19 protein-coding genes are annotated in these 17,030 nt (G+C 68.7%); all 19 read left to right on the forward strand.

Translation table 11 applies throughout. The features are described from left to right. The first annotated feature begins 23 nt into the window (after window positions 1–23). The 19 genes from AC30PD_RS13585 (at window position 24) to AC30PD_RS13675 (ending at window position 17,030) form a co-directional block, all read left to right on the forward strand. Window positions 24–818: an IclR family transcriptional regulator gene (locus AC30PD_RS13585; RefSeq protein ID WP_489536180.1), complete on the forward strand. Its 795-nt coding sequence runs from the start codon at window positions 24–26 to the stop codon at window positions 816–818. After that, a complete protein-coding gene (locus AC30PD_RS13590; RefSeq protein ID WP_489536181.1) occupies window positions 815–1,963 on the forward strand; it encodes an acyl-CoA dehydrogenase family protein in 1,149 nt (382 codons plus the stop codon). The genes AC30PD_RS13585 and AC30PD_RS13590 overlap by 4 nt, the downstream gene beginning before the upstream one ends. Then, window positions 1,960–2,772 (forward strand): enoyl-CoA hydratase/isomerase family protein, encoded by an 813-nt coding sequence (locus tag AC30PD_RS13595; protein ID WP_489536182.1) that lies wholly within the window; start codon window positions 1,960–1,962, stop codon window positions 2,770–2,772. Before AC30PD_RS13590 ends, AC30PD_RS13595 begins: the two co-directional genes overlap by 4 nt. Window positions 2,773–2,822: 50 nt before the next feature. Continuing rightward, a complete protein-coding gene (locus tag AC30PD_RS13600; RefSeq protein ID WP_489536344.1) occupies window positions 2,823–3,746 on the forward strand; it encodes a thiamine pyrophosphate-dependent dehydrogenase E1 component subunit alpha in 924 nt (307 codons plus the stop codon). A 17-nt stretch (window positions 3,747–3,763) separates the two neighbouring features. Next, window positions 3,764–4,726, forward strand: coding sequence for an alpha-ketoacid dehydrogenase subunit beta (locus AC30PD_RS13605; protein WP_489536345.1), 963 nt, complete (start codon window positions 3,764–3,766; stop codon window positions 4,724–4,726). 14 nt (window positions 4,727–4,740) lie between these two features. Next, entirely contained in the window at window positions 4,741–5,526 is a 786-nt protein-coding gene (locus tag AC30PD_RS13610; protein ID WP_489536183.1) for an enoyl-CoA hydratase/isomerase family protein, read from the forward strand. Between the two features lie 22 nt (window positions 5,527–5,548). After that, a complete protein-coding gene (locus tag AC30PD_RS13615) occupies window positions 5,549–6,766 on the forward strand; it encodes a dihydrolipoamide acetyltransferase family protein (protein ID WP_489536184.1) in 1,218 nt (405 codons plus the stop codon). Between the two features lie 18 nt (window positions 6,767–6,784). Beyond that, on the forward strand, window positions 6,785–7,957 hold the full coding sequence (locus AC30PD_RS13620) for an acyl-CoA dehydrogenase family protein (RefSeq protein ID WP_489536185.1): 1,173 nt from the start codon (window positions 6,785–6,787) through the stop codon (window positions 7,955–7,957). Between the two features lie 26 nt (window positions 7,958–7,983). Then, the gene (locus AC30PD_RS13625) at window positions 7,984–9,501 is read left to right on the forward strand and encodes an AMP-binding protein (RefSeq protein ID WP_489536186.1); all 1,518 of its coding nucleotides are present in this window, start codon (window positions 7,984–7,986) and stop codon (window positions 9,499–9,501) included. After that, the gene (locus AC30PD_RS13630; RefSeq protein WP_489536187.1) at window positions 9,498–10,274 is read left to right on the forward strand and encodes an SDR family NAD(P)-dependent oxidoreductase; all 777 of its coding nucleotides are present in this window, start codon (window positions 9,498–9,500) and stop codon (window positions 10,272–10,274) included. The genes AC30PD_RS13625 and AC30PD_RS13630 overlap by 4 nt, the downstream gene beginning before the upstream one ends. Before the next feature lie 96 nt (window positions 10,275–10,370). Further along, complete coding sequence (locus AC30PD_RS13635) at window positions 10,371–10,556, forward strand: hypothetical protein (protein WP_489536188.1); 186 nt, start codon at window positions 10,371–10,373, stop codon at window positions 10,554–10,556. A 28-nt stretch (window positions 10,557–10,584) separates the two neighbouring features. Then, window positions 10,585–11,553 carry a tripartite tricarboxylate transporter substrate binding protein gene (locus tag AC30PD_RS13640; RefSeq protein ID WP_489536189.1) on the forward strand — a complete coding sequence of 323 codons (969 nt, stop codon included), beginning with the start codon at window positions 10,585–10,587 and terminating at the stop codon, window positions 11,551–11,553. A gap of 37 nt (window positions 11,554–11,590) precedes the next feature. Continuing rightward, window positions 11,591–12,352, forward strand: a complete 762-nt coding sequence (locus AC30PD_RS13645) for an enoyl-CoA hydratase/isomerase family protein (protein WP_489536190.1) — start codon at window positions 11,591–11,593, stop codon at window positions 12,350–12,352. Then, complete coding sequence (locus AC30PD_RS13650; protein ID WP_489536191.1) at window positions 12,352–13,482, forward strand: NAD(P)H-dependent flavin oxidoreductase; 1,131 nt, start codon at window positions 12,352–12,354, stop codon at window positions 13,480–13,482. The genes AC30PD_RS13645 and AC30PD_RS13650 overlap by 1 nt, the downstream gene beginning before the upstream one ends. Before the next feature lie 13 nt (window positions 13,483–13,495). Continuing rightward, on the forward strand, window positions 13,496–14,647 hold the full coding sequence (locus AC30PD_RS13655) for a thiolase family protein (protein ID WP_489536192.1): 1,152 nt from the start codon (window positions 13,496–13,498) through the stop codon (window positions 14,645–14,647). Window positions 14,648–14,649: 2 nt separating this feature from the next. After that, entirely contained in the window at window positions 14,650–15,069 is a 420-nt protein-coding gene (locus tag AC30PD_RS13660) for a Zn-ribbon domain-containing OB-fold protein (RefSeq protein WP_489536193.1), read from the forward strand. Continuing rightward, window positions 15,066–15,467 carry a MaoC family dehydratase gene (locus AC30PD_RS13665; protein WP_448169810.1) on the forward strand — a complete coding sequence of 134 codons (402 nt, stop codon included), beginning with the start codon at window positions 15,066–15,068 and terminating at the stop codon, window positions 15,465–15,467. The genes AC30PD_RS13660 and AC30PD_RS13665 overlap by 4 nt, the downstream gene beginning before the upstream one ends. Window positions 15,468–15,477: 10 nt before the next feature. Next, the gene (locus tag AC30PD_RS13670; protein ID WP_489536194.1) at window positions 15,478–15,867 is read left to right on the forward strand and encodes a MaoC family dehydratase; all 390 of its coding nucleotides are present in this window, start codon (window positions 15,478–15,480) and stop codon (window positions 15,865–15,867) included. Beyond that, window positions 15,864–17,030 carry a thiolase domain-containing protein gene (locus AC30PD_RS13675; protein WP_489536195.1) on the forward strand — a complete coding sequence of 389 codons (1,167 nt, stop codon included), beginning with the start codon at window positions 15,864–15,866 and terminating at the stop codon, window positions 17,028–17,030. Before AC30PD_RS13670 ends, AC30PD_RS13675 begins: the two co-directional genes overlap by 4 nt.

Genomic DNA, 17,030 nt, shown 5'->3' on the forward strand with positions numbered 1-17,030 from the left:
ACTCGAACGACTCGACATCGCGTATGGAGACCATGGCATCGCCGGACAAGCTCGTGGGGGCACTCGCCAGCGGGCTGGCCGTAATCCGCTACCTGTCCGCGGCAGCGGCGCCAGTCGGCGTGAGCCGAATCGCACGCGACCTGGGGTTGAACTCCAGCACCTGCTACAACCTCCTCAAGACACTGGTCCACGAGAGACTGGTGAGTTTTGACGAGGCCACCAAGACCTATCGAATCGGTCTGGGCCTGGTGGAACTCGCCAAGGGTGCGCTGGAGACGGCATCGTACGCGCGCATGGTGCATCCGCACCTCGAAGCGATCGCGGCAACGCACCGCGTGACGGCGACACTGTGGCACCGCGCACCCGACGAGCGCGTGATTCTGGTCGATCGTGCCGACAACGACGCGACCATGCGGGTCCACATGAACGTCGGGCAGCGGCTGCCGATGTACATCTCCGCGCTCGGGCGCAGCATCGCTGCCCGCTCGGGGCTGACGAAGGCCGAAATGCGCCAGCGCGTGGATGCGTTGCGCTGGGACGATCCGCCCAGTTTCGACAGCTACATGCGAAGCGTGGATGAGGCGGCGAACAAGGGCTATGCCGTTGACGCTGGCTGCTATGTCAAGGGCGTGACGAGTGTGTCGTCGGCCGTGCTCGACTCGGCTGGCACGCCCGTCATGGCGATCAGCGGCACCGGTTTCAGCGCGCAACTGGGGCGGTCGAGCATCAAGGCCTTGGGCGAGGACTTGCGCGACAGGGCCGCGCTCGTGTCGCGTGCACTGTCCGGCGTTGCGCAGAACGAGGGTGCACGCGGATGAGCCTGGACTTCAGCTTCTCCACCGAACACGATGCGGTACGCGAGACCGTGCGGCGCATGTGCCGCGAGGAGCTTGCGCCGCTGGTTGACGAGGCCGAAGAGAACGAAGCCTTTCCGCGCCACATTTTCCGGCGTTGGGGCGAGCTCGGGCTGCTCGGGGTGCGCTACCCGGAAGCCGACGGCGGCAGCGGCATGGACAAGGTCAGCGACTGCATCGTGCGCGAGGAGCTCAGCTTCTGCAGCCAGGCCTTCGCGTCGAGCTGGTCGGCGCATTCGCATCTGGGCATCTGGCCGATCTGGCGCGCCGGCACGCCGGATCAGCGCGCGCGCTGCTTCGTGCCCGCACTCGCTGGCGAGAAGATCGCGGCATTTGCGCTGAGCGAGCCCGATGGCGGCTCCAACGTGCGTGCGCTGCGCACCAAGGCCACGCGCACGGCCGGGGGCTGGCGACTCGACGGCAGCAAGCTCTACATCACCAACGCGCCGATCGCCGACTTCATGCTGGTCGCGGCGCGCACCCGGCCGGAACTGACCCCCGAGGCGATCAGCCTGTTCATCGTCGAGCTGCCGAACCCCGGTGTCGCGATCTCGAAACTGCGCAAGGAAGGCATCCGCGGTTCCGAGACGGCGCTGATCCACTTCGACAACGTGCTCTTGTCCGGCGACGCCCTGCTCGGCAACCGCGAGGGCACCTACCCGGTGATCCTCGACTCGTTGAGCGAGAACCGCGTCGGCGTTGCCGCCAATGCCCTGGGCATGGCGCGCGCGGCCTACGAGGCGGCGCTGGCCTACGCCCATGACCGCATCGTCGCCGGAAAGCGCATCGGCGACTACCAGGCCGTGGGCCATCGCCTCGCCGACATGGCCGCGCAGATCGAGGCCGCGCGCTGGCTCGTGTACTACGGCGCCTGGCGAGTCGACCAGGGCACGCTGGACGCAGCCACTGCCGCCAAGGTCAAGCTCGTCGCCAGCGAGGCCGCGGTGGCGGTCAGCGAAGCGGCGATCCGCATCCATGGCGGCGCCGGGATCATGCGCGAGTACCCGGTCAGCCGCATCCACCGCGATGCCCTGGTCTACGTGATCGGCGAGGGCACCAGCGACATCCAACGCAACATCATCGCCCGAGATCTGGGATTCAAGCCATGACCGCATCCGTTCTGCGCGAGCGCCACGGCGCCACACTCGTCATTCGACTCAACAAGCCCGAGGCGCGCAACGCCTTCGACCTGGAAATGCGCCAGGGCATCGCCGAGGCGGTGTACGAAGCGCGTGACACCGCCGAGGTGCGCGCCGTCGTCATCACCGGCACCGGCCGCGCGTTCTGCGCCGGCGGCGACCTGAAGTCGCTGTCGGCCGAGAAGCGCCCGGTGTTCGCCGACCGCGACCGCATCCGGCGACTGCATGTCTGGTTCCGCGAACTGGTCAACCTCGAGAAGCCGGTGATCGCGGCGGTCCACGGCCCGGCCTTCGGCGCCGGGTTCATCCTGACGCTGGCCTGCGACTTCGTGCTCGCCACGCCGAGCGCGCGCTTCTGCGCGGTGTTCACGCGCGTCGGCCTGGTGCCCGACCTCGGCGCGTTCTACCTGCTGCCGCGCGTGGTCGGCCTGATGCGCGCCAAGGAGCTCGTGTTCTCGGCGCGTGAGGTCGATGTCGAGGAGGCTCGCTCGCTCGGTATCGTCTACGACGTGGTGCCCGAGGCGCGCCTGCTCGACGACGCGCTGGCGATGGCGGCGCGCTTCCACGGCGCGGCCACGCAGGCCATCGGCATCTCGAAGAACATCCTCAACCGCTCGTTCAACCTCGACCAGGACACGCTCGCCGAGCTCGAAGCGGCGGCCCAGGCGATGGTGATGAAGACCGATTACCACCACGACGCGGTCGCGCGCTTCATCAACAAGCAGCCGCGCGCGTTCGACTGGCCCGCCAAGCCGAAGGCCGGCGAGGGCAAGGCGTGAGCCGGGCGAAGAAGAGCGATGGGCAGCGCCAACTCGCCCTGTATCGCACGATGCTGCTGGTGCGGCAGGCCGAGACCGCACTCACACGCTTGTTCGCCGACGGCGAGGTGCCGGGTTTCATCCACCTGAGCATCGGCCAGGAGGCGATCGCCGCAGGCGTGACTTCGGCGCTGGCGCCGCAGGACACGCTGGCCACCACCCATCGCGGCCACGGGCACGTGCTCGCGCGCGGCATCGGTTTGGACGGTTTCTTCAAGGAGATCATGGGCCGCGCCGGTGGCATCTGTCAGGGCCGCGGCGGCTCGATGCACGTGGCAGACACGAGCCTGGGCGTGCTCGGTGCCAACGGCATCGTCGGCGCCGGCATCCCGATCGCGCTCGGCAGCGCGATCGCGCAAGCCACGCTCGACACCGGTGGCCTCGCGGTCGTGTTCTTCGGCGATGGTGCGATGGCCGAGGGCGTGCTGCACGAGACGCTGAACATGGCGGCGCTGTGGAAGTCGCCGCTGCTGCTGGTGTGCGAGAACAACGGCTGGTCCGAGTTCTCGCCCACCTCGCGCCAGTTCGCGGCCCGGCTGGACGCGCTGGCGGCGGCGTTCGGCATCGTTCACGAAGGCGTGGACGGCAACGATGTGCTCGCGGTCGCCGATGCGGCCGCGCGCGCGGTGGCTGCGATCCGCGAAGGCCACGGCCCGCGTGTGCTCGAGTGCAAGACGCACCGTGTGCGCGGCCACTTCGAAGGCGACCCGCAGAAGTACCGCAGCGCCGACGAAATGCAGGCGGGCGCCAGGACCGATCCGCTGGCGCGCACCCATGCGGCCTTGCTCGCCGCGGGCGTCGCCGCCGAGGTGCTGGATGCAGCGGCCGCCGAGGTCGCGCAGCGCATCGAGGCGGCGATCGCCGGTGCGCGCGCCGATGGCCTGCCGGCCTTTGAACCCGCCTTCGCCGGCGTCTACACGGAGACGACCTCGTGAGCGCCGGCCCGACCGAGATGAAATACATGGCCAGCGTCGCACAGGCGCTGCGCGACAGCATGGCCGCCGACCCGCGCGTCATCGTGATGGGCGAGGACATCGGCGCGCCCGGCGGCTCGTTCAAGGCGACGCGCGGCCTGCTCGACGAGTTCGGGCCGAAGCGCGTGCTCGACACCCCGATCTCCGAGGCGAGCATCGTTTCCGCCGCGGTCGGCGCGGCGCTGTCGGGCCTGCGCCCGGTCGTCGAGATCATGTTCATGGACTTCATCACGCTGGCGATGGACGCCTTGGTGAACCAGGCCGCCAAGGCGCGCTTCATGTTCGGTGGCCAGTGCAGCGTGCCGATGGTGCTGCGCACGCCGCACGGCGGGGGCTTGAGCGCCGGGCCGCAGCATTCGCAATGTCTGGAAGCCTGGCTGGCGCATGTGCCGGGCCTCAAGGTCGTGTGCGCGGCCACGCCGGCCGATGCTTACGGCCTGCTGCGCGCCGCCATCGAAGACCCGGACCCGGTGATCTTCATCGAACACAAGGGCCTGTACGGCAGCAAGGGCCCGGTCGACGTGACGGTGCGCGACGTGATCGGCAAGGCCAAGACCGTTCGCGCCGGCCGCGACGTGACGCTCGTGACCTACGGCGCGACCGTGCACACCTCGCTGGCGGCGGCGCAGGAACTGGCTGGCGAGGGCGTGGAGGTCGAGGTGATCGACCTGCGCAGCCTGCAGCCCTGGGACCACGCCACCGTGCTCGCGTCGCTGGCGCGCACCCACCGTGCGGTGATCGTGCACGAGGCGGTGCAGGCCTTCGGCGTCGGCGCCGAGATCGCGGCGACGATCGCCGACGAAGGCTTCGACGAACTCGATGCGCCGGTGGTGCGCGTCGGCGCGCCCTTCATGCCGGTGCCCTTCGCCAAATCGCTGGAGCAGGGCTACAACATCGGTGCCGCGGCCATCGTCAAGGCGGTGCGCCGCACCCTCGAATGAACACGGAGACACGCATGGCCAACGACAGCATCCTGAGTGAAAAGCGCGGCCCGGTGGGCCTGTTGACGATCAACCGGCCGAAGACCCTGAACGCGATCGACGTGCCCACCATGCACGCACTCGACGCCGCCCTCGCGGCCTTCGAGGCCGACGATTCGGTGCGCGCCATCGTCGTCACCGGGGCTGGCGAACGGGCTTTCGTGGCCGGCGGCGACATCGCCGATCTCGACAGCCGGCGCGGGCTGCCGCACTACGAACAGTTCGCCGAAGTCATCCATCGCCTGTTCACGCGCTTCGACAATTGCGACAAGCCGACGCTGGGCGCCATCAACGGCTGGGCGCTCGGCGGCGGCACCGAGTTGCTGCTGGCGCTGGACATTCGCCTGGTGGCCGAGGAAGCCAAGCTCGGCCTGCCCGAGATCACGCTCGGGCTGTTTCCCGGCGCGGGCGGCACGCAGCGCTTGATTCGCCAGATCCCGCTGTGCCGCGCCAAGGAGCTGATGTTCACGGGCGACCAGATCAGCGCTGCCGAGGCGGTGGCGCTGGGGCTGTGCAACCGCACCGTGCCGCGTGCGAAGCTGCTGGACGAGACGCTGGCGCTGGCGACGCGCATCGCAGAGAAGTCGCCGCTGGTGCTGAAGCTGCTCAAGCGCACCTTGCGCCAGGGCCTGGAGATGCCGCTGCCCGCCGCGCTGGCGCACGAGCAGGCGATGATCGGCCTGGTGCTCGACAGCGACGATGCGCACGAGGGCTGTCGCGCGTTTCTCGAGAAGCGCAAGGCCGAATTCAAAGGGACCTGACGGCGTGCGCAGAGACTGGCTCATGCCCAAGCTGGGCCTGACGATGACCGAGGGCGCGCTGGCCGAATGGACACTCGCGCCCGGCGCGCGTTTCAAGGCCGGCGACTGCGTGTTCGTGGTCGAGAACGACAAGGCGGCCACCGAGGTCGAGGCTGAAAGCGACGGCGTGATGGGCACGCCGCTGGTCGCGGTGGGCGAGACCGTGCCGGTCGGAGCGGTGGTGGGGTATTGGGACGAGGACGCGCCGCCGGTCGCAGCACCCGCCGTGGCCGACGCGGCCGCCACCACCGCTCGCCGGCCGGTCACACCGTTCGCTCGCCGTCTCGCGCGCGAACATCGGATCGCGATCGCCGACGTGACGGGCTCGGGGCCGCGCGGTCGGGTGCGGGCGCGCGATGTCGAGGCAGTGTTGAAAGCGCGGACATCCGCTCCTGCACCGACACCTGTGCCCGCGACGCCGCTGGCGCCCGCCCCGACATCCGTGACGATGACGAACTCTGCGTCGGCGACAGTCCTGCCGCCGCTGTCTGCGCCAGTGGCCCGCGGTACGGTTCCCGGCCGCCTGCAGCCGTTCACCGCGGTGCAGCAGGCCACGGCCGCGCGGCTGACCGCCGCCAAGCAGGACATCCCGCACTTCTACCTGGCGCGCGAGGCCGAGGTCTCGAGCCTGCTCGACCTCTACGCCAAGCTGAAAGACCCCGAGACCGAGCCGCGGCTGACGCTCAACCACTTCCTCGTTGCAGCCGTGGGCCGGGCGCTGCGTGCGCTGCCCGAGCTGAATCGCGTCTGGACGCCGCAGGGCGCGCTGGTGCTCGATGGCAGCGACGTCGGCGTGGCCGTGCATACCGAACACGGTCTGCGCGTGCCGTTGGTGCGCGATGCCGGGCGCTTGAGCCTGGTCAACCTGGCGCGCCAAGCCAACACCCTGGCCGAGCGTGCGCGTGCGGGTCGACTCGGGGCCGACGACATGGCCGGTGGTGCCATCACGGTGTCGAATGCCGGCATGCACGGCCTGACCGCGATGACCTCGATCATCGTGCCCGGGCAGTCGATGATCCTCGGCGTCGGCAGCGTGCGCGAGCTGTTCCGCCCCGACAAGCTCGGCCAGCCGGCGCTGCGGCTCGAAATCGCGCTGGTGCTGTCGGTCGACCACCGGGTGCTCGACGGGGTCGGCGGCGCCGCGCTTCTCAACGAGATCGTCGACGGGCTGGCCCATCCGACTCGCTTGTTGTTTGACTAGCTGACGCAGGAGCTCACGATGGACTTTCGACTCTCCGATGAACAGAAGCTGATGATCGAGGCGGCGCGCAAGGTCGGCGACCGCTTCGGCCTGGAGTACTGGCGCAAGCAGGACGCCGCCAAGGCGTTCCCGAAGGAGTTCTGGCTCGCGGTCTGCGACGCCGGCCTGTGTGGCGCCGCGCTGCCCACCGAGGTCGGCGGGGCCGGCCTGGGCATGTTCGAGCTGGCGCTGGTGGTGGAGACGCTGGCCTCCTGCGGCGGCGGCGCAACCGTCGGGCAACTCTTCATGATCAACCCGATCTTCGGCGGCGTCGCGCTGTCGCGCTTCGGCACGCCGGCGATGAAGGCCGAGCTGCTGCCCAAGATCGTCTCGGGCGAGATCAACTGCTGCATGGCGCTGACCGAGCCCGACGCCGGCACCAACACGCTCGAGCTGCGTACCTATGCCGAGGCCGACGGCGACGGCTGGCGCCTGAACGGCCGCAAGATCTGGATCACCGGCGTGCCCGACGCGGCCAAGATGCTGGTGGTGGCGCGCACCAAGAAGCTCGCCGACTGCAAGTCGCGCAGCGACGGCCTGTCGATGTTCATGATCGACGTCGAGCGCAAGGGACTCGCGCACACCGCGATCGACAAGGTCGGCACGCGCACGCTGGCGTCGAGCAGCGTCTTCTTCGACGACGTGCGCATCGCGCCGGGCGAACTCGTCGGCACCTTGCACCGCGGCTGGCACGAATTGCTCGACGTGCTCAACACCGAGCGCATCGTCACCACCGCGGCGCTGGCCGGCACCGGCGAACTGGCGATCAAGCTGGCGGTGAAGTACGGCAACGAGCGCAAGGTCTTCGGCGACAAGCCGGTCACGAGCTACCAGGGCTTGCAGTTTCCGCTCGCGCAATGCCATGTCGAGGTCGAGGCGGCGCGGCTGCTCAACCACAAGGCGGCGGTCAACTGCGACATGGGTCTGCCCTACGGCAGCGAGGCCAACGCCGCCAAGCTGCTGGCGGCGCAGGCGGTCGGCCGCGCCACCGAGCGCGCGATGCAGACCATGGGCGGCATGGGCTACGCGACCGAGTTCCACGTCGAGCGGCTGTGGCGCGATGCGCGGCTGTTCCGCTTCGCACCGGTGTCCGAGGAAATGATCCTGAACTACGTGGCCAACCACGACCTGGGCATGCCGCGCTCGTACTGAGCGCGTCAGTCTCCAAGGAGATCTGCATGGTCAACCTGAGTGCCGCCATCCTGCGCTGGGCGCGCGCCGAGCCCGCACGACCGGCCCTGTTGTACCGCGACCAGCGTCTGGGCTATGGCGACCTGGCGGCACGCGTGGCCGCCACCGCCGGCAGCCTGCGCGCACGCGGCATCGGCGAAGGCGACATCGTTGCGCTGCTGATGAAGAACAGCGCCGCGTTCATCGAACTGGCGCTGGCCGTGAGCCACCTGGGCGCGGTGCTGCTGCCCATCAACTACCGCCTCGGCGCCGACGAGGTCGAATACATCGTCGGCCACGCGGGCGTGAAGCTGCTGCTGGTGGACGAGGAATTGCGCGCGCTGGCGGGCGCCTTCGGCCACGTGGTCGTCGTCGACGAGGCGGCGCAATCCGACAGCCGCCGCCTCGGGCCCGTGGTCGAGGCGGTGTGGGCGCCGCAGGTTCGGCGGCCCGAGGACCTGTTCCGGCTGATGTACACCTCGGGCACGACTGACCGCCCCAAGGGCGTGATCCATTCCTACGCCAACTACCACTGGAAGTGCCTGGACCACATCGCCTTGCTGGGCCTGCATGGCGGCGAAAGGCTGCTGGTGGTCGGGCCGCTGTACCACGTCGGCGCCTTCGACCTGCCGGGCCTGGCGGTGCTGCAGATGGGCGGCATGCTCGCGGTGCAGCGCGAGTTCGAGCCCGAGGAGACCTTGGCGCTGATCGCGCGCGAACGCCTGACCGCCGGCTGGATGGCGCCGGTGATGCTGAACCGCCTGCTCGCGCTGCCGGATCGCGAGCGCTTCGACGTGAGCAGCTTCCGCTGGCAGATCGGCGGTGGCGAGCGCACGCCCGAAGAACGCATCCGCGAGTTCAGCTCGCTCTTCAAGAGCGGCCGCTACATCGACGGCTACGGTTTGACCGAGAGCTGCTCCGGCGACACGCTGATGGAGGCCGGTCGCGAGATCGAGAAGATCGGCTCGACCGGGCGCGCGCTGCCGCACGTCGAGATCCGCATCTGCGACGACGACGGCCGCCAACTGCCGTCGGGCGAGGCCGGCGAAATCTGCCTGCGCGGCCCCAAGGTCACCAGCGGCTACTGGCGCGACCCCGAGAAGACCGCGGCGAGCTTTCATGCCGGCCAATGGTTTCGCACCGGCGACATCGGCTACCTCGATGCCGAGGGCTTTCTGTTCCTCAGCGACCGCAAGAAGGACATGATCATCAGCGGCGGCGAGAACATCGCCAGCAGCGAGGTCGAGCGGGTGCTGTGCCAACTGCCGCAGGTGCTCGAAGCGGCGGCCGTCGGCCTGCCCGACGAGCGTTGGGGCGAGCGGGTCGCGGCAGTGGTGGTGCTGCGGCCCGGCACGACGCTCACGCTCGAAGAGCTGCAGTCGTTCTGCCGCGGCAAGCTCGGCGGCTTCAAGCTGCCCAAGGAACTGGTGCTGCGCGAGACCTTGCCGCGCCTGCCGTCGGGCAAGGTGCTCAAGCGCGTGCTGCGTGCCGAACTGACAGGCAAACCCAAGGGATCAACCGCATGAAGCTCGACTTTTCAGGGCAGGTTGCCGTCGTCACCGGCGGCGCCAGCGGCATCGGCGAAGCCTGCGCGCGCTTGCTGGCCGAAGCCGGTGCCCGTGTCGTCGTGGCTGACCGCAACGAAGCGGCGGCGCGTGCGGTGGCCGAAGCGGTGGGCGGGATCGCGCTGTCACTTGACGTCGGCGAAGAACAATCAGTCGATGCGCTGGTCGCCGCGGTACAGGCGCAATACGGCGTGCCGAATGTTCTGGTCAACAGCGCCGGCGTGCTGCAACGCACGCTGCCGCCCGAGGAACTGAGCTTGCGCGAATGGGACTTCGTCGCCCGCATCGACCTGCGCGGCACGTATCTCTGCTGCGCGCGCTTCGGTGCCGCGATGGCGCAGCGCGGCAGCGGGGCGATCGTCAACATTGCCTCGGTCGCCGGCATGGGCTCGGGGCCGCTGCATTCCTACGGCCCGGCCAAGGCTGGCGTCATCAACCTGACCGAGTGCCTGGCGGCGGAGTGGGGGCCCAAGGGGGTGCGCGTCAACGCCGTGTCGCCGGGCTTCACGCACACACCGGCACTCGAAAAGGGCATCACCACCCGCACGCTCGAGACCGGCGCGATGACGACGCACGCGGCCCTCGGGCGGTTGATTGAGCCGCGCGAGATCGCGAACGCCGTTGCCTTTCTCGCATCGGACCGGGCCTTGGCGATCACCGGCATCAACCTGCCCGTCGATGCCGGCTACCTCGTGGCCACGCCGTGGGCGAGCTACGGCGGCCTGCGCCGGTGAGCCGCGCCGTGCCTTACGGTTGCCGTGAAATGAATTGACAGACTGCCAAACGTTTGTTAGTTTGCCAAGGGCGCATCGCGCGTCAGGAGACAAGACATGACCAACATAAGAACCCCGTTTGCCCTGCCCTTTACGGCGCTATTGGCCGCGATCAAGGAGCGGTTTGCGGCGCAATCCGCACAGGCGCACCCGAGCTCGCCCGAAGGCTACGCGGACACCATTGCCGCGGAGCTTTCCAAATGGCGCCGCGTCGTCAAGGCATCGGGCGCCCGAGCCGAATGAACAACAACTCGAATCCACGAAAGACATAATGAAGCCTACTTGGCTCGCTGCGTTGACATGGTCGCTAGCCCTCGCCGCGGGCCTTGCACAGGCGCAGGACTACCCGAACAAGCCGGTGCGCGTGGTCGTGCCGCTGTCGCCGGGCGGCAGCACCGACGCGGTGCTGCGCATGCTCGTGCCCAAGCTCTCCGAGGCGCTCGGCCAGGCCGTGGTGATCGAGAACCGGCCGGGCTCCGGCGGCAACCTGGGCGCCGACGCGGTCGCCAAATCCGCCCCCGACGGCTACACCCTGCTGGTCGGGACGAGCACGAGCCACGGCGTCAACCCGACGCTCTACGGCAAGATGCCCTACGACGCGGTGCGGGACTTCGCGCCCATCACCCTGGTCGGCCACGTTCCCTTCGTTCTGATGGCGCACCCGAGCCTGGGTGTGCGCTCGGTTCCCGATCTGGTGCGCCTGGCACGCGAGAAGCCGGGTCAGCTGACCTACGCGTCTTCCGGCAACGGCACGTCCTCGCATCTGGCGATGGAGATGCTCAAGACGATGGCCGGCATCAACATCCTGCATGTGCCCTACAAAGGCACGGCACCAGCAAACCAGGATCTGATGGGTGGGCATGTCTCGCTGCAGTTCGACGGTGTCACGGCGGCGCTGCCGATGCTGCGCTCCGCCAGGGTCGTCGGTCTCGGGGTCACGAGTGCCAGGCGCGTCGGCGCGACGCCCGATCTGGCGCCGATCGCCGAAGGCGGCTTTCCCGGCTTCGAGTACACCGCCTGGATCGGCCTGCTGGCGCCGGCCGGGACCCCGAAGCCGGTGGTCGATCGGCTCAACGCCGAGATGGTCAAGATCCTCGCCTCCCCGGACATCCGCCAGAAGTTGTCCGAGGCCGGTTTTGAGGTCGCGAGTTCCACGCCGGAAGCTTTCGGTGGCTTCATCCAGAGCGAGATCGTCAAGCTCGGCAAGGTGGTCAAGGCGTCGGGCGCCAGGCTCGACTGAACCACGCCATTTCGTCGTCCCATCACAGGAGAAGTTCATGCGCATAGGAAGTGTCGAATTCGAGAAGAAGGGCCGCATCGCGGTCATCACGCTGGACGAGCCGACCAAGCTCAACGCCTTGTCGGCCGACATCCGCAAGGGCGTGCTCGAAAGCCTGGCGATGATCGACGCCGACGACGAGATCCGCGTCGGCATCGTCACCGGCCGCGGCGACCGGGCGTTCTGCGCCGGTGCCGACATCAGCGGCTTCCCGGTCACGCCGGAGCAGGTGCGTGCCTTCATCGCGACCGTTCTGCCGTTCCTCGAGTCACCCGAACGCTGCCGCAAGCCCTTGATCGCGGCAGTCAACGGCATGGCCTTCGGCGGCGGCTTTGAATTGGCCATCGCCTGCGACTTCGTCATCGCGTCCGACAAGGCCAAGTTCGGCGTGCCCGAGATCCAGCTCGGGCTGTTGCCCGGCTTCGCGGTGGTTCGTTTGCACGACATCGTCGGCCGCCCGAAGGCCAAGGAGCTGAGCATGCTCGGCGAGCCAATCGACGCCGCCGAAGCGGCGCGGCTGGGCATCGCGCTGCGTGTGGTGCCGCACGACAAACTGCTCGACGAGGCGATGGCCTTGGCCGAGAAGATCGCCGCCAAGCCGCGCATGGCGGTCGAGATGGCCAAGTCGTTCTACAACCGCGGCCTGGGCGGCGACGAGATGCGCTACGCCGTCGACGCTTTCCCGTTCCTCTTCCTGACCGACGACGTGAAGGAAGGTGTGACCGCCTTCCGCGCCAAGCGCAAGCCCGAGTTCAAGTGATGGCCCGCCCGGTCCTTCACAACGCGTTCTGCGACTCGCTCGGCATCGAGTACCCGATCTTCCTCGCCGGCATGGGCGTGGGCGGGCGGGCCACGCCGCCGAAGCTGGTGGCGGCGGTGTCGCAGGCGGGGGGCTGCGGCGTGCTGGGCTGCTCCGGCTTGTCGCCCGAAGAAACGCGGCGCCGCATCCGCGAAGTGCGTTCGTTGACCGACCGGCCGTTCGGCGTCGACCTGCTGCTGCCGGCGCGCATCGCCGACGCGCCCGACACGCGCAGCGGCGTGCGCGACGAGATCCGCCGCCGCTTTCCCGAGCACGCGGCCTTCGTGCAGACGCTAATCCAGCGCTACGGGCTGCCGCCGGTGCAACCGGCCGACGAAACGGTGGTCAACATCGAATACGCCAAGTCGGTGCTCGACGTGGTGTTCGAGGAGCGCGTGCCGATCTTCGCCGCGGGCCTGGGCGACCCCGACTTCCTGCTGCCGCGCGCGCGCGCCCAGGGCATGAAGCTGATCGGCCTGTCGGGCTCGGTGCGCAATGCGGTGAGGCAGCGCAAGTCGGGCGTCGACGCGATCGTGGCCCAGGGCACCGAAGCCGGTGGCCACACCGGCACCGTGGCTTCGCTGCCCTTGATCCCGCAGGTCGTCGATGCCGTGAACCCGACGCCGGTGATCGCCGCCGGCGGCATTGGCGACGGCCGTGGCATCGTCGCCGCGCTGGTGCTCGGCGCGCAGGCCGCTTGGCTCGGCACGGCGTTCCTGGTGGCCGACGAGTGCGAATTGTTCGACGCCTGCAAGGACCAGATCGTGGCTTCGGACTCCGAGGCCTTCCGCATCAGCAAGGTCTGGACCGGCAAGACCGTGCGTGCCTTCCACAGCGAGATCTCGCAGGCTTGGGGCGAGTCAGGATTGCCGACGCTGGAGACGCCCTACCAGCGCATCCTGATGGAGGATTTTCTGTCCGCCGCGCTGGCCGCCGGCCGGCACGACCTGTTCTACAACATCGCCGGCCAGGTGGGCGGCATGCTCAAGGTGCGGCGCCCGGCGAGCGACATCATGGCCGATCTGGTCGGTGGCGCGGTCGATGAAATTCACCGTCTGCAGCGCGATGTGCGCATCAGTCTTGCCTCGTAGTCGAAGGGAATCCATGGGAAACAGAGCCATCATCAGCGGCGTGCACGATACGCAGGTCGGCGCGCTGCCCGACAGCACCTGCATGTCGCTGCACACCGAGGCCAGCCTTGGCGCGTTGGCCGATGCCGGACTGAAGGTGTCCGACATCGATGGGCTGCTCACCGCCTACTCGTTCGCGTCGCCGCAGCTGATGCTCGGCGGCGTCCTCGGTGAATACATCGGCTTGCGCCCGAAGGTCAACGCGTCGATCGCCATGGGCGGCATGACCGGCGGCCTGCTGGTGCGCCACGCTGCTTCGTTGGTGCAGGCCGGCATCTGCCGCCACGTTCTGTGCGTCACCGGCGACAACCGCCTCACCGGCATGGGCGACAAGGTGCAGGCGGCACTCGCCGACGTGGGCCACCCGCAGTACGAGCAGCCCTACGGCATGAGCGTGCCGGCGGCGTTCGCGATGGCGGCGCAGGTCTACTTCCACGAGGGCTGGCTGAACGGCGACCACCTCGCGGCGGTCGCGGTGAACCAGCGCACGAATGCGGCGCTGCATCCGCAGTCGCACATGAAGAAGCCGATCACGATGGACGACGTGCGCAAGTCCAAGGTGATCGCATCGCCGTTGCGCATGCTCGATTGCTGCCTGGTGTCGGACGGCGGCGCGGCGGTCGTGGTCAGTGCGGCAGAGACCGGGCGAGACCGGCCCAAGCGCGCCGTCGAACTGCTCGGCATCGGCGAAGGCCACACCCACGAGCACATCTTCGCGGCGCCCTCGCTGGTTGATTTTGGTTGCAAGGAGTCGGCCGCCGACGCGCTCGCACAGGCCGGGCTGAAGCACCAGGACGTCGACTGCGCGCACATCTACGACTGCTTCACCAGCACGCTGCTGATCACGCTGGAATCGATGGGCTTTTACGGCCGTGGCGAGGCCGGCCCGGCCGCGCTGGCGGGCGAGTTCGCGATCGGCGGGCGCTTTCCGGTCAACACCAACGGCGGGCTGCTGTCTTACGGCTCGTCGGGGGCGGCCGGCGGCATGTTCCATGTCGTCGAGGCCGTGCGCCAGCTGCGCGGCGAATGCGGTGCGCGCCAGGTCAAGGACGCAGAGGTGGCGCTGGCGCACACGCTGGGCGGCATCTTCTCCGGTCACTGCTCGATCATCATGGGGAGAACCTGAACATGGCAGAAGTGCAATCCAAGCCCATGCCCGTGCCGGACGCCTACAGCCGTCGGTACTGGGAAGGCGCCAACGAAGGCGAATTCCGTTTCCAGCGCTGCCGCGCCTGCAGCAAGGCGCAGTTCTATTCGCGCTCGGCCTGTGTGCATTGCCACGGCACCGACCTCGAATGGCAGGTGGCGGCCGGCGCCGGCCGGGTGGCCAGCTTCTCGGTGATCCACCGCGCGCCGCTGGCCGCCTTTGCGGCCGACACGCCGTACGTGCTGGCGCTGGTCGACATGGACGAGGGTTTCCGCTTCATGTGCAACGTCCTGAACTGCGACCCGGCGACGGTGCGCGTGGGAATGCGGGTGCGCGTGTGCTTCGAGACGCGGCCCGGCAGCGAACAGAAGATTCCCCAAGTGGAGCCGGCAACCCCATGAGCGAGCAAGCGATGTTCAACTATGACCACTACGAGCCCGGCAAGGACTACGGCTCGCGCGACTTCAGCGTCGACGAATCGACGGTGGCGAAATGGCGCAGCGTCTATCCCGGCGACGACGACCCCGGCGTCATGCCCGGTGGCATGCTTGCGATGATCGTCATCGACGCGGTGCTGACCTTGAATGCACCGCGCCCGCCGGGTGGCGTGCACGGCGGGCAGACCTTCGACGTCGCGCGCATGCCCCGGGTCGGTGACACGCTGCGCACGCAGGTCTGGTGTCTCGACAAGGAGATCAAGAAGGAACGCAAGTGGGTCCGCATCCGCAGCGAAACACGCTCGGTCGGCTCGGGTGAACTGCTGTTCACCGGCATCATGACCACGCTGGTCGCGCAGTGAGGAGCCGCCAGTGAACAAGCAGCTGAAAGCATCCACCAAGCACGTCGACTTCGACACCATCATGGCCTACGCCGCGGTGACGAACGACTACAACCCGATCCACGTCGACAAGGCCTTCGCCGCCACAAGCCCGATGGGCGGGATCATCGCCCACGGCACGATGTCGGTGGCGCTGATCTGGCAGGCGCTGAAGAACACGCTGGGCATCGAGGCGCTGAACCGGGTGCACCTGGAGATCCGCTTCGTGCAGCCGGTGCGAATCGACGACGACGTGACCGGCGGCGGCGAATTGCGCGACGGCACACAGCCCCCTGTGTACGACGTCTGGGTTCGCAACGCCAAGGGGCAAGAGGTGATCAAGGGCACCGCGACCGTCAAACCTGAAAAGGGAAATCCATGAGCCTGAAGGGCAAGGCCTACATCGCGGGTGCTTTCGAGCACCCGATCCGGCGCGCCGACGACAAGTCGGTGGCGCAACTCCACGCCGAGGTCGCGCGCGGTGCGCTCGCCGACGCCGGCCTGACCATGCGCGATGTCGACGGCTACTTCTGCGCCGGCGACGCGCCGGGTCTGGGCGCGCTGAGCATGGTCGACTACATGGGCATGACGCTCAAGCACGTGGACACCACTGAGACCGGCGGATCGTCGTACGTGGTCCATGTGGCGCATGCCGCGGCTGCGATCGCGGCCGGCCGCTGCAACGTGGCGCTGATCACGCTGGCCGGGCGGCCCAAGGCCGAGGGCATGGCCACCGGCACCGCACCGCGCAACTACGGCCCGGCCCCCGACGTGCCGTTCGAGCTGCCCTATGCGCCGACCACGGTCAACATGTACGCGATGGCCGCGATGCGCCACATGCACGAGCACGGCACGACCAGCGAGCAGCTCGCATGGATCCGCGTGGCCGCGTCGCACCACGCCCAGCACAACCCGCACGCAATGGTGCGCGACGTGGTGACGGTGCAGGACGTGGTCGGCTCGCCGATGATCTCTGACCCGCTGCACCGGCTCGACTGCTGCGTCATCAGCGACGGCGGCGGCGCGCTCGTGGTGGTGCGGCCGGAGATCGCACGCCAATTGAAGCGTCCGCTGGTCAAGGTGATCGGCACCGGCGAATTCATGCGCGCGCAGATCGGCGGCAAGGTCGACCTGCTGACCACCGGCGCGGCCTGGACCGGCGCGGCGGCCTTCGCCGAGGCTGGCGTCAAACCCGCCGACATCCAGTACGCATCCATCTACGACAGCTTCACGATCACCGTGCTGCTGACCCTGGAGGATCTCGGCTTCTGCAAGAAGGGCGAGGGCGGGCGGTTCGTGGCCGACGGCAACCTGATCTCGGGCACCGGCAAGCTGCCCTTCAACACCGATGGCGGCGGCCTGTGCAACAACCACCCGGGCAACCGCGGCGGCATGACCAAGGTGATCGAGGCGGTGCGCCAGTTGCGCGCCGAAGCGCACCCGAAGGTGCAGGTTCCGAACTGCAGGCTCGCACTGGCGCACGGCACCGGCGGCTCGCTGGGCACGCGCCACGGCAGCAGCACACTGATCATGGAGCGGGAGTGA

Source organism: Rhizobacter sp., assembly GCF_032229685.1.
Taxonomy (GTDB): domain Bacteria; phylum Pseudomonadota; class Gammaproteobacteria; order Burkholderiales; family Burkholderiaceae_C; genus LMDS01.